Origin of the sequence: Clostridium sp. LS (assembly GCF_002760435.1) — a bacterium.
In the GTDB taxonomy this organism is placed as follows: Bacteria; Bacillota; Clostridia; order Clostridiales; family Clostridiaceae; genus Clostridium.
Genome location: NZ_AUUU01000102.1, coordinates 1 through 13,564, shown reverse-complemented (window position 1 = coordinate 13,564; position 13,564 = coordinate 1). Strand labels below are relative to the sequence as shown.

The window sequence follows — 13,564 nt, the reverse complement described above, 5'->3', positions numbered from 1 at the left end:
TAATGTTTAGTAAAAATTATTATGACATAACAAAATGGAATGTTGGTAATCCGTATGAAGATATTGGAGAGGTAATCAATAGCATCATTGCGGATATTAAAAGCAGGCAAACGGACTCTGATATTAATGAAGGAGGAAAACCAGGCGCAGTTATCTATATCCCGCCAGGTGATTATCATCTTGTCACTCAAGTAGTTATAGACATCAGTTATCTAAAAATTGTGGGTTCTGGACATGGTTTTACATCTTCAAGTATTCGTTTTAATACTCCGAAGAGTGAATTGGCAGATTGGCACGAAGTGTGGCCGGGAGGAAGCCGTATACTTGTAGATATTTCTCTAGAGGCTGACGATGAGGAATATGTAGGTGCAGCGTTTTATGTTAAGCGGGATGGGGGCCCACGAATAAGTTCGGTAGAGTTTGCTGACTTTTGTATTGATGGTTTACATTTTTTGGACGATGGTTCAGAAAGAGTAGATCCAGAAAATACTTATACTAACGGGAAAACGGGTATTTATATTGCAAGTGCTCAAGATTCATTCCGGATTACAGGCATGGGGATAGTGTATTTAGAGCATGGAATTACTAGTTATAATGCAGATGCAATGGCTATACATGATAATTTCATAGCTGAATGTGGCAACTGTATAGAACTACGAGGTTCTGGACAGGCTTCAAAAATAACCGATAACTTAATAGGAGCCGGTTATAAAGGATATTCAATTTATGCTGAAAATTTTGGAGGACTTTTGATTACGGCCAACAATATTTTTCCACGAGGTACAAGTAGTGTCCATTTTGCTGGTGTGGTACGTTCCACTATTACAAGTAATAGATTCCATTCATTTTATCCGGGAATGCTGGTGTTCCAAGACAACTGCTCGGAAAATTTGGTTTCTTCAAACCATTTTTTACGTGACCATGAACCTTGGGCTCCTATGCTGGCATACGACAATGGTTTAGATGATTTGTATGGCCTCCTGTATATTAGCGGTAATAATAATTCCATAATTGCTAATCACATTTCGGAAACAATAGATACTCAGTATATAAAGCCGTCAGGTGCAACACCAGTAATAATACATGTTATTTCGGGTAAGGGGAATTATATTGCTAATAATCATATTGTTGCCACTACTGAATCATCGGAGGCACAAGCCGCGCCAAATAGTGCTTGTTTCTCTACGCAAGTAGAAGCTTTGCTGTCTATCGATAAATTGGAGGCACTTGACGTGACAACAGTACTGATAGAAAGAGAATCGGTTCAAAATACGATTCTTGATTCGGGAAGTGATGTACAGGTTGTTATGGACAAGACTGTAAATGCATTCAGAGCTACTCCAACGCTAGGAGCATAAATAGTGTATTCAACTATGTGTTTATGATGGCTTTTGTTTAGCATCACCCATGTGACGAGAAAGTACATTCAAAAAGAATCATTTACGACGCAGAAACTTTTTCCTAGTGGGACGTGAGTTTATGGAAACGCAAGTGATTTTAATAAGGAGCAGCCTTAGTTTTTGATGGATGACTATTTAGAAGAAGGTGCCCCAAAAGTCATTAAATGACTTTTGGGGCATCATCATTTTTGAAAAAAATAGAGAACGGTTACAACACCGTTCTTATCATGTGACATAATAAGGTATGCCTATTAATTAGTGAGGGGATTAAGTATAGAATATTTAATCAGCAGAGGAGGATAAATTGTGAATTTATTACGTAATGCAAAAGTCAAAAGTAAAATATTCTTTATGGGAAGTATGGCATTGATTTTTTTGGTTATTGTCGGAGCTATTGGGTTTTATTATTTAAAAATATCTAATGATAAAATGAAGGTTATGAATAGTAACCTATTAGCGGTTGAATATATTGAAGAAGTGAAATATGCTCATAATTCATTAAATACTGATTTATTTAAGTTGATGGCTACGTCAGATGTACTTGTTAAAAATGAATTAAAAGAATCTATTAAGAATAAAAAAGATGCATTAAATCAATATGTTAAAGAGTATGCTAATACAAAACTTGATCCATTTGAGATTGACACACTGAAACAGTTTAAAGATAATAGTGAAAGTGCAGAAAAAGTAGAAAATGATGTATTGAGTTTGGCTTTAGCAAATAAAAATGAAGAAGCGTATGCCCTGTATAATAAAAATTTAAGTTCACTAAACCAAAAGATTGAGAAAAATATTTCCGACTTAACTAAGTACAAGATTAATTCTACTGATCAACTTGATAATGAAAATCAAGCAAATTACAAAAAATCAATATATATAGTTGTAAGTGTAGTGCTATTAGCATTATTAATAGTTTTAATTGTATCTATTTTTATCACAGATTTAATTGCTAAACCTATACAATCATTGGAGCGTTATATAGAAATGGTTGCATTGGGAGACTTAAGAGAAGAAACCCTTGAAAAAACAAGAGAAGTAAAATTATATAATGATGAAATAGGTAAATTAGGGCATTCAATAATTTATATGCGTCAAAAACTATGGCAACTAGTATCTAAGGTATGTGAGGTATCAGAACAAATAGCGGCTTCTTCACAAGAATTTAATGCAAATTCAGAAAATTCATACAAAGGAATTGAAGAAACTGCAAAATCAGTAAATACAATTGCAGAAGGTATAGAAATTCAATTTAATACTATTAAGGATACTTCAAATGTAATTAAACAAATGTCTATAAGGATAAAACAAGTAGCTAAAAATACTATTGATTCTGCAAAGGTTGCTGAAAAGACACTTGAAGTAACAAATGAAGGTGGTAAAGATATTAATATAGCAAAAGATCAAATGAATAATATAGAAGAAGTAGTTACTAAGTTAGATGATGTTATAAAAATTCTTGTACGAAGATCAAATGAAATAGGCCAGATAGTTGAAGTAATTTCAGGAATTGCAGAACAGACTAACCTATTAGCATTAAATGCAGCAATAGAAGCAGCAAGAGCAGGGGAACAGGGCAAAGGTTTTACAGTTGTTGCGGAAGAAGTTAGAAAGTTAGCAGAACGTTCTAAGCAATTAACAGGGAAAATATCTGCGCTAATAGGACAGATTCAAGATGACACAGCTAATGCTGTTTCGGCAATGTATGAAGGAACAAAACAGGTAAAAATAGGTATGGAAGTTGTAGAAAATGTGGGACAATCATTCGAGGATATTTCAAAATTAGTTCTGGAAATTACAAGTCAAATGCGTGAGGCAGCGATAGCATCTGAAAGTATTACAAGTGGAAATCAACAAGTAGTTTCATATATGGAAAAAGTTGATGAAATAAGTAAGGATACTTCAAGTCAATCTCAAGCAATTGCAGCTAATGTTGAAGAACAAACAGCTGCAATGCAAGAAATAACAAGTGCATCTGAAGAACTTACTAAAATAGGTGAAATCTTAATGGCTGAAATTTTAAAATTTAAGTTATAAAATAAATTAGAATGGAAAGTGTATTTTAAGTACAAACAAACCTAGAGAACATTAAGTTTTTTAGGTTTACTTTGTTGCACAATAAATTAAAACTATGTACAATTATATAAATCTCTATGCAATGATTCAAAGAAGTATAAAAGGCTTATATCAAAGAAGTCCCAGAATTTATGGAATATTAGACTTCTTTATATATTCATAATGAGGAAATTCAACTTCAATGCCTGTTTTACTAAGCTTATAGTTTGTATTTTCCAGCGGATCTACTTTATTAACTAAGTTCATTCCAATTTTATACAATGCTTCAGATACAGTAGCTGGATCTTGAATAATAGTACCAGTCATCACACCCTTATCAATTAAATCTTTTGCTTCTGGCAATCCGTCAAATCCAACAACAAGGATATTTTTGGAGGTATTTCCTTTATTATATCCATAGGTTTGCAGTGCTTCAATCGCACCTATTGCCATATTATCATTATTTGCAATTATCGCTTCAATATGACCATCATATTGAAGAAATAATGAGTTGATAGCATCTTTAGCTAATTGTTTATCCCATTTAGCAAAATATAGCGCAAGTTGCTCTGTTTTTATTCCCGCATCGTTAATTGCTTTAATAGAATATTGCGTTCTATCATTTGTTATTGGATTATTGTGCTCACCTGATAGCATGACATACTGAAGTATGCCATCTCCATTTTTATCAACATTTTGTTTATTTGCATTCCATGCATCAACAATAATTTTACCTTGCGCCATAGCAGGTTTTTTAAAATCTTCTGCCATAAAAACAATCTTATTTTTGTAGTAACTAGAAAATTTCTCCGCTACTGTTGAATCCACATTTAAAAAAATCACTGGTATATTCGTTGGAAAAATTTTGTCAATAACATCTTTCACAACGTCTTCTTTTTTATCCACTAAGTCTATTATTAAAAGATCAATATTATTTCTAAGCAAGGAATCTATTTGCTCATTCTGTATAGCAAGATTGTTTTTTCCATCATAAAAAGTAAAACTAATGTTATTTTTTGTTTTATTTTGAATATCTTTTAAACCTTCATCAATGGAATTTACAAATGGATTATATAAATTTGTCCATAGTACTCCAACTTTGACTGCTTTTCCGTTACTAGTACTTAAAGTCGAACTAGCAAATATATTAGCATTAAAATTAATTGTTAATATGGTAGCCATTGTTATAATCATAATTGATGTGAATATTTTACAAGATGTTGTCATATTTATCCTCCATTTTGCCACTCCATTTGACGCTATAATTATAGTAATAAAAAATGTGAGTTGTTCAAATGAGGACATACTATTAATTTTTCTCTGTAAATTTAGGATATGCTGCTAATATATGGCTTTTGAACTACGGCTAAATTGAGCATTTTTTAACTAATTCTTCAAATAATATTTGATATTATTTTTTCTCTCTAGCTATAATTTATTCTATGATTACAAAAGAAAAATAAACAGCTCGTTATTTTGTTATGGTGAAAATGAAACAAATAGTAAACACCAATGAAAAAGAGTTTGAAGAAAGATCATATTCCATGAAGCATGCAAGAGCATTTATAATATTAAGATATTAAATTGTATTTACTAACAATTTATGTTAACATGCTATGTGAATAAGGTTATAGTATTAGGATATAGAATTAGGATATAATTAAATGTAAAAGGAGGCTGATGTATATATGCCAGCAACAATGAAAGATGTAGCAAAAGAAGCAGGAGTTGCACTAGGAACCGTTTCAAAAGTAATAAATAATATTCCTGTTAGTGAAGAATATAAAATAAAAGTAGAAGAAGCAATTAAAAAATTAGGATATGAAGTAGATATATATGCACGTGGAATGAAAAAACAAAAGACAGATACCATTGCGCTTATTATACCAAATTTATTTATCCCTTTTTTCTCACATTTTGCATATTATTTGGAGTGTGAGCTAAGTAAACATAAATATAAATTATTATTATGTAATTCGGATGGCAATGCAGAAAAAGAAGTACGTTATATTAATATGGCAAAGCAAAATAAGGTGGATGGAATTGTAGGTATAACATATAGCGATATTGATAAAGAAATATCCGATAATTGTAAATTTGTTTCTATTGATAGGCATTTTAGCAATCCAGATATTCCTTATGTTGCATCAGATAACTATAAAGGTGGAATGATTGCGGCTCAAAAGTTAATTGATATTGGATGTAAGAAAGTGGCTTTTATTAGGACAGGTTCTAGTGTATACGGAGAAACTTATAAAAGAAAGATCGGATTTATTGATCTTTGTAAAGAAAATAATATAGACTATAAGGTATTAGATTTAGTAGAACCCTTTGAGAATTTTGAAAAAACTTGTTCAGAATTTTTAGAAGAAAATATATGTAATGGAAAACTATTAATCGATGGTATATTTTTTAGTACAGATATGCTTGCATTAAGAGTTAAAAAGATAATCGAGTCTTATGGATTTAGTATTCCAAATGATGTGAATATAATTGGATATGATGGGATTAAAATAGTACCAGAACTTGATTACCCTGTTTCGAGTATTCGCCAGCCAGTTGAATTAATGGCAAAAAAATGTGTTGAAATAATTGTTGCTCTAATAAATAAACAAACTGTTTCTAAAATAAATTATTTGCCAGTAAGTTTTGTAGATAGCGGAACTACCAAATGATTAAAAATAAATTGGTAAGCTATGGTAACGAAGAAGTGGTTTTGAGCAAGTTCTTCTATCAACATCAAGAAGCGGATTAGGTTTGAAGCAGAGAACTGTGTTGGCTAATTTTGGTGATAAATAAAAAGCTTGCTCTTTATGATGTTGGAATATAATGTATGTTATTCAGATTATTAATAGTATTTTTACTAATAAATCAATCGTAAATTTTCTGTATTTTATAATGTGAACATCTAAATAACACTTGACGGAGATAGACTTTAGTAATATATTTAATGTATGAATTGTGTGAAACGTTTCACCAAGTTTAATGATAGTAAATAAAAATATTTAAAAAGATAATGTAATAAGAATTATATACAATGTAAAGGATTTGATGTTATATATGCGTGTAACAATGAAAGATGTTGCGAAAGAAGCAGGAGTTTCACTTGGAACAGTTTCGAAAGTGATAAATAAAATTCCAGTTGGCGAAGAATATAAAATAAAAGTAGAAGAAGCAATTAAAAAATTGGGATATGAAGTAGATATTTATGCACGTGGGATGAAAAAGCAAAAAACAGATACAATTGCACTAATTATACCTAATTTAATGAATCCATTTTTCGCATCCTTTGCATATTATTTGGAATTTGAATTAAATAAATATAACTATAAATTACTATTATGTAATTCGGATGGTAATGCAGAAAAAGAACTGAGATATATTAATATGGCAAAGCAAAGTAAGGTAGATGGAATTGTGGGTATAACATATAGTGATATTGATAAAGAAATATCTAATAACTGTAAATTTGTTTCTGTAGATAGACACTTTAGCAGATCTAATATTCCATATACTTCTTCTGATAATTATAAGGGGGGAATGATTGCTGCTCAAAAGTTAATAGATATTGGCTGTAAGAACTTAGCGTTTATTAGAACAGGTTCGAACATATACGGAGAAACTTATAAAAGAAAGACCGGATTTATCGATGTGTGCGAAGAAAATAAGATAAATTATAAGGTGTTAGACCTAATTGACCCTTGTGAGAATTTGGAAAAAAAATGTTCGGAATTCTTAGAAGAAAATATATATAAGGGAAAATTATTAATTGATGGCATATTTTTTAGTACAGATATTCTTGCATTAAGAGTTAAGAGAATAATTGAATCTTATGGATTTAGTATTCCAAACGATGTAAATTTAATAGGATATGATGGTATTAAATTAGTGGAAGAACTTGACTGTCTTGTTTCAAGTATTCATCAGCCGGTTGATTTAATGGCCCAAAGATGTGTTGAAATGGTAATTTCATTAATAAATAGACAAGCGGTTCCTGAGAGAAATTATTTACCCATCAGTTTTGTTGATGGCGGAACAACTAAATAATCCAAAAAGCATTTAATAAACATGTATTTAAATACCTAGGATAGTTAAATTCTTTCGTATTTTTTATGGGAATTTTAAGTAATTCATTATAGGCATTTTCTTTTTAGTAAAATTATTTTTACAATTTTTTCCTTATAGATAATATTACAAATATATAAGAATTAGGTAGGGAGATATATTAGGATTTTTAACGATATGTTAGATATGTAAGGAGGAAGAATTTATGAGAAACATAAGAATTAAAATCTTTTCAGCTATTTTAGCATGTGTGATTCTAATTACATTGTTAGTCGGATTTGTGAGTATTTCAAATTCAACTAATGTGGCTGAAACTAATTCAAAGAAAGAACTAACTTTAATATGTGAAAATAAAGCAAGTGAAATGAATGATAAAATATATAAAATTGAACAATCTGTAAATACTCTATCTAAAATAGCTTTAGACAATCTAGATTATGCATATAAATTTTCAACTGATATCCAATATTTAAAAGATTATCAAGATAAAATGGAAGTTATAGCAAAAGAATTTGGACAAAACACAGATGGAGCTTTAACATTCTATATACGATTTAATCCTGAAATCACGCCACCAACATCGGGGATTTATTATTCAAGAACAAGTGAAAAAGGAGCTTTTCAAAAGAATATTCCAATAGATATTAGCAAATATGATCCTAGTGATACCGAACATGTTGGGTGGTACTATATACCGGTAAGTGAGAAAAAACCAACATGGTTGGATCCATATTTAAATCCTAATAATAATATATACGTAGTATCTTATGTAGTGCCATTATATAAAGGTGGACAGTGTATTGGTGTAGTTGGCATGGATATTGATTTAAAAACAATACAAGACATTGTTCAAAATACTAAGGTTTATGAGTCGGGATATGCTTTTTTGATTAATGGAAAATATGACATTATATCTCACCCAAAATTTAGTATAAAAGATAATTTGTCTACTGTAGAAGGTGGAGCTATGAAGAACATAGTAGATAAAATAAAGACAAAATCATCTCCAGAGGAACTAATATCTTATGAAGTTGATGGTATAACGCAAAATTTAAGCTATATTCAGCTTTCAAATGGATGGACGTTTGTATTAACAGCTCCTTTATCAGAAATATTAGAACAATCTAATACACTTACTAAAACTATAGGTTTATTTATTATAATTGGAGTAGTTTTAACAGGTATAGTTGCATTTTTTATTGGTAATATTATATCAAGACCTTTAGTTAAAATTACAGAAATCATAAAAAGAGCGGGGAAACTTGACTTAATATATGATAATGAGTTTGATAATCTATTAAAAAATAAAGATGAAATAGGTGAACTTTCAAATGCATTTTATAATATGAGAAATGAATTAGTCGTGTTTATAAAACAAATACTAGAAAAGTCAAAGGATATTAGTATATCTAGCCAAGAACTTACATTAACAGTAGAAGAACTCACGCTAAAAGCAGAAAATATTGAAAAAGCTGTCGCTGATATAACCAATGATGCACAGGAAGCAAGTGCATCATCTGAAGAGATAAGTGCATCTATACAAGAAGTAGATTCTAGTATTAATATATTATCAAGTAAAGCCATAGAGGGTAGCAATAACGCAATCAGATCTAAAGAAAGAGCTATAGAAGTTCAAAAGAAAGGAGAATTATCTGTAGAAGAAACAAGAAGTATATATTATGAGAAAAAACAAAAGGGATTAAAAGCGATTGAAGATGGTAAAGTAGTAGAGAATATAAAAGTAATGGCGGATACTATTGCAAATATAGCAGAAGAGACTAATTTACTTGCACTCAATGCAGCTATAGAGGCAGCAAGAGCAGGGGAGCAAGGTAAAGGTTTTGCAGTAGTAGCTGATGAGGTCAAGAAGCTTGCAGAACAATCATCACAAGCAGTAAAAGCAATACAAGAAACTATTGTAAAGGTTAATGAAGCTTTTGAGAATCTTTCTGAAAATAGCAAAGAAGTATTAGAATTTATAAACGAAAGTATAGAACCACATTTAGAAAATATGAAACAAATAGGTGATGAGTATTACAATGATGCAGATTTTGTTACAAATATGTCCGATGAAATAGCATCTATGTCAGAAGAACTTGCAGCAACAATAAATCAGGTAAGTGATGCAGTTCAAAATACAGCTGGAGTTGCGCAGAAGTCATATGAAAATGCTGAAACAATAAAAAGTAGTATTGGAGAAACAACAAAATTCATACATCAGGTGTTATTAGCAGCGCAAAGTCAAGCAGAACTTTCTAAAATTCTCGATGAAATGGTAAATAAATTTAAGATTTAATATAAATTTCACAGAAAATATTTTTTAATACTACTTGACTATCATAGAATTTAGTAATATATTTAATATATAAACTACGTGAAACGTTTCACGAGGTGAAGTGAGTTAATAATATACGAAATAAAAAAGACTTCGGATAATGTAAAGGAAAAGTAAACGTTGTAGCAAACAATTATAATTAATAATGTTTGTTAGCCAAACCGTGAAACGTTTCAGATTCGGGTTTATGAAATTTAAAAATGGTTATTTTGAGTATTTAAAAAGAAAAAATATGTATTTAATAATCTTAGAGAGAGAAACTATACCTAATAATTTTTTTAAACATTATGAATACGTATTCTTGATTTTGAAATATTCTTAATATAAATATTCTAATAAAAATGAGGGGGATTCAAAAATGAAATTTAGTAAAAAAACAATAGCCGCTGTATCAATGGCAACATTATTAATGTTTTCAATGGTAGGATGTGGAGGCGGAAGTCAAGACCAAAGTAACAAATCAGCTAAAAGTGCTGACGGAAGTGTGACTTTAAACTTTTGGGTACATGAAACAGATTCGCCAGAAGGGCAGCTTTATAAACAAAGAATTGAAGAGTTTAACAAAGCTCACGAAGGGAAAATTAAAGTTGATTTAACTCAAATAGCACGTACTGGAGATGCATCTGGATACGATGATAAGGTTAATGCAGCAATCACAACAAATTCACTTCCAGATGTATTTACAGTAGATGGTCCAAACGTAGCAGCTCAAGCTGAAGCAGGGGTAATACAACCTATAGATCAATTTGTAGATAAAGAAGATTTGAAAGATTTTAATAAAGATATAATTAACCAAGGAACTTATAAAGGAAAACTTTATGGTTTAGCAGCAATGGATTCTTCAGTTGTAATTTACTATAACAAAGATATGTTTGCAAAAGCAGGTATTACAGCACCAACAAAAGTAGCAGATGCATGGACTTGGGATGAATTATATGAAAATGCTAAAAAATTGACTAAAGATGATGTATATGGAATAGATATGAATCTTAAATGGGGTGGGGAATGGAACACATTTGCATTTTTACCATTAGTACAATCGCTTGATGGTCAAATAGTTGCAGATGATGGTAAGACAGTAGATGGATTAATAAATAGTGATAAATCAGTTCAAGCATTAACTTATATTAAGAAATTAGTTGATAATAAAGTAGTTAATCCGACTCCAATTGATAATAGTTTTGAAAATGGAAAAGCAGCTATGGCTATGACAGGAACTTGGGAACCAGGAAATTTAGCTAAATATCCTGATTTGAAGTGGGGAATAATGCCATATCCAGTAGCTAAAAAAGGTGGAAAAGCAGTATCACCATGTGGAGCATGGGGCTATTATATGACAAAAGCTTGTACATCAGAAAAGCAAGAAGCAGCAGTTGAATTAATTAAATTCTTAACTAATACAGATGCATGTGTAGCAATTTATAAAGCTAATGGGATGCCGCCAGCAAGAGCAACAGCATTTAATAAAATAGATGAATTTAAGAAAGAACCTCTAAACGTAATAACAGAACAATTGCAAAATACAGCTACAGTAAGGCCATTGACTCCAAATTATCCAGTAATATCTGATCAATTTTCTAAAGCTATAACAAATACAATTAATGGAATGGATCCTAAACAAGCATTAGATGAGGCAGTAAAACAAATTGGTGTGCAAGTTAAGTAAACTTAAAAAATAATATACAAAGATTAATTAATGGAGCTATTGAAAAAAATTAAAGATATATCTTTGATTTTACTATTAGTAGGATTACAAATTATCTTTACAATAGCTCCCTTAAAAGAGAGGTGGATTATAATTAAAATTATGAAGAAAAATCGAATTAAGGCAAATGCCATATCAATTTCATTTGTATTGCCAGCAATAATATTATTATTTACTTTTATGATTATTCCATTTGCATTGTCATTTTATTATAGTTTTATGGATTACAACATTTTAAAACCAAATGCTATGAGTTTTGTAGGGTTAGATAATTTTAAAAAGGTATTTACTGATACTATCTTTATAAAAAGTATATATAACACCTTTAGATTTACAATTCTTGTAGTTCCATTGCAGCTGGGAGCAGCGCTAGGATTAGCCTTATTAGTTAATAGGAAACTTAAGGGGATTAAACTATTTAGGTTAGCATTCTTTGCTCCAACAGTTTTATCTCTAGTAGTAATTTCAATATTATGGACTATTATTTATAATCCTAATAATGGATTACTAAATTCAATATTAAATTCAATAGGGATAGCTAGTCAACCATTTTTATCAGATCCGACTCAAGCTATGTATTGTATAGTTTTTCTTTCAGCATGGCAAGGAGCGGGATTCCAAATGATGATATTTTTAGCAGGATTACAAGATATACCTACTTATCTATATGAAGCAGCAGAGGTGGATGGAGCTAGTAAATATCAACAATTTTTAAATATTACTTTGCCAGGACTTAAAAATATATCTGTACTATTATTTTTAACTATAACAATTGGGGCTGTTCAACTTCTTGTACAACCTATGATGATGACACAAGGTGGACCACTTAACTCTACAGTGACTATTGTGTATGAAATTTATCAAACAGGATACAAGTATAGAAATATGGGGTATGGTTCAGCAATGACTGTTGTATTTACAGCTATAATATTAGTTATAGTCTTGATACAAAATAAATTGATGGTTAGTAAGGAAGATTAAACAAAGAATGGAGGGAAAATATGTCTATAAAAAAACAAAATAATAAATTTATGCAATATATTGTTTTAATATTATTAGCGGTGTTTTTTATGTTCCCGCTTATTTGGATGGTAGTTTCATCATTCAAGAATGATCCTCAAATACTTTCTGATGTTTCTAGTATTAAAGCTTTTATGTTACCAGCGTTTAATGATAAATATTTTTATAATTATTCTGATTGTTTAAAGCAATTACCAATACTTAAATCTATGCTTAATTCATTTTTCTATATAGGAGTTATTATTATATTTAGCTTAATAGTAAATTCTTTAGCTGGGTATGGATTTGCAAGATTAGATTTTCCAGGTATAAAAATAATTTTTACAATTATATTATCGTTAATGATAATACCAGCTCAAACAGTAATGTTACCGTTATTTTCAATAGTATTCAAGTTAGGCTGGATTAATAGTTATTTAGGATTAATAATTCCTGTTATAGCAAATCCTTTTTATATATTTTTATTTAGACAAACCTTCTTAGGGTTACCAAAAGAGATTGAAGAGGCAGCTAAGCTTGATGGAGCTAGTCAATATACAATATTCGTAAAGCTTATAATGCCACTTGCAAAACCAATATATGCAACTGTAGCAATCATGATTTTCGTTGCAACTTGGAATGATTTTATATGGCCAGTAATGGTAATATCAGATCCATCAAAGCAAACAATTCAAATGGCATTGAGTTCATTATTTAGTATACAACCAATAAATTATGGAAGAGTAATGGCTGGATTAACTGTTGTAACTATACCAGTATTAATAATTTTCTTAACAATGCAAAAATATTATGTTCAAGGTATTGTTGGATCAGGTTCAAAGAATTAGCTTAGAAATAGGAAAATAATATAGAAATTCACAATATAGAGAGAAATAATTTTGAAAAATTAAAACAGATCTAATGAATGTCGTAGGAGAAGGTATCATTATGAATAAAATAAAAAATGAAATTATGCTAATAACTTATGCAGATAGTTTAGGAAAGAAT

9 protein-coding genes are annotated in these 13,564 nt (G+C 30.1%); 8 read left to right on the top strand and 1 reads right to left on the bottom strand.

What is annotated here, in order from left to right; all coding sequences use genetic code 11:
* The first annotated feature begins 2 nt into the window (after positions 1–2).
* Positions 3–1,358, top strand: coding sequence for a NosD domain-containing protein (locus COL3_RS20580; RefSeq protein WP_008420363.1), 1,356 nt, complete (start codon positions 3–5; stop codon positions 1,356–1,358).
* A 348-nt stretch (positions 1,359–1,706) separates the two neighbouring features.
* The gene (locus COL3_RS20575; protein WP_008420360.1) at positions 1,707–3,434 is read left to right on the top strand and encodes a HAMP domain-containing methyl-accepting chemotaxis protein; all 1,728 of its coding nucleotides are present in this window, start codon (positions 1,707–1,709) and stop codon (positions 3,432–3,434) included.
* 168 nt (positions 3,435–3,602) lie between these two features.
* Here the strand turns inward: COL3_RS20575 and COL3_RS20570 are convergent, their stop codons facing one another.
* Entirely contained in the window at positions 3,603–4,679 is a 1,077-nt protein-coding gene (locus tag COL3_RS20570; protein ID WP_008420358.1) for a galactose ABC transporter substrate-binding protein, read from the bottom strand.
* 461 nt (positions 4,680–5,140) lie between these two features.
* Between COL3_RS20570 and COL3_RS20565 the strand changes: the two genes are divergently transcribed.
* The 6 genes from COL3_RS20565 to COL3_RS20540 all read left to right on the top strand — a co-directional run bounded on the left by COL3_RS20565 (position 5,141) and on the right by COL3_RS20540 (position 13,404).
* Positions 5,141–6,127 (top strand): LacI family DNA-binding transcriptional regulator, encoded by a 987-nt coding sequence (locus COL3_RS20565; RefSeq protein ID WP_008420355.1) that lies wholly within the window; start codon positions 5,141–5,143, stop codon positions 6,125–6,127.
* A gap of 397 nt (positions 6,128–6,524) precedes the next feature.
* Positions 6,525–7,499: a LacI family DNA-binding transcriptional regulator gene (locus tag COL3_RS20560; protein WP_242982165.1), complete on the top strand. Its 975-nt coding sequence runs from the start codon at positions 6,525–6,527 to the stop codon at positions 7,497–7,499.
* A gap of 223 nt (positions 7,500–7,722) precedes the next feature.
* Positions 7,723–9,813, top strand: a complete 2,091-nt coding sequence (locus COL3_RS20555) for a methyl-accepting chemotaxis protein (protein ID WP_008420350.1) — start codon at positions 7,723–7,725, stop codon at positions 9,811–9,813.
* A 397-nt stretch (positions 9,814–10,210) separates the two neighbouring features.
* Positions 10,211–11,518: an ABC transporter substrate-binding protein gene (locus COL3_RS20550; RefSeq protein WP_008420347.1), complete on the top strand. Its 1,308-nt coding sequence runs from the start codon at positions 10,211–10,213 to the stop codon at positions 11,516–11,518.
* Between the two features lie 141 nt (positions 11,519–11,659).
* Positions 11,660–12,538 carry a sugar ABC transporter permease gene (locus COL3_RS20545; protein ID WP_035282761.1) on the top strand — a complete coding sequence of 293 codons (879 nt, stop codon included), beginning with the start codon at positions 11,660–11,662 and terminating at the stop codon, positions 12,536–12,538.
* Between the two features lie 20 nt (positions 12,539–12,558).
* A complete protein-coding gene (locus COL3_RS20540) occupies positions 12,559–13,404 on the top strand; it encodes a carbohydrate ABC transporter permease (protein ID WP_008420342.1) in 846 nt (281 codons plus the stop codon).
* The last annotated feature ends 160 nt before the right edge of the window (positions 13,405–13,564 follow it).

Bases quoted from the DNA above. Each gene is read 5' to 3' on its own strand.
- COL3_RS20550 (WP_008420347.1), top strand. From the start codon at position 10,211: ATGAAATTTAGTAAAAAAACAATAGCCGCTGTATCAATGGCAACATTA.
- COL3_RS20580 (WP_008420363.1), top strand. From the start codon at position 3: ATGTTTAGTAAAAATTATTATGACATAACAAAATGGAATGTTGGTAAT.
- COL3_RS20560 (WP_242982165.1), top strand. From the start codon at position 6,525: ATGAAAGATGTTGCGAAAGAAGCAGGAGTTTCACTTGGAACAGTTTCG.
- COL3_RS20570 (WP_008420358.1), bottom strand. From the start codon at position 4,679: ATGACAACATCTTGTAAAATATTCACATCAATTATGATTATAACAATG.
- COL3_RS20565 (WP_008420355.1), top strand. From the start codon at position 5,141: ATGCCAGCAACAATGAAAGATGTAGCAAAAGAAGCAGGAGTTGCACTA.
- COL3_RS20555 (WP_008420350.1), top strand. From the start codon at position 7,723: ATGAGAAACATAAGAATTAAAATCTTTTCAGCTATTTTAGCATGTGTG.
- COL3_RS20545 (WP_035282761.1), top strand. From the start codon at position 11,660: ATGAAGAAAAATCGAATTAAGGCAAATGCCATATCAATTTCATTTGTA.
- COL3_RS20540 (WP_008420342.1), top strand. From the start codon at position 12,559: ATGTCTATAAAAAAACAAAATAATAAATTTATGCAATATATTGTTTTA.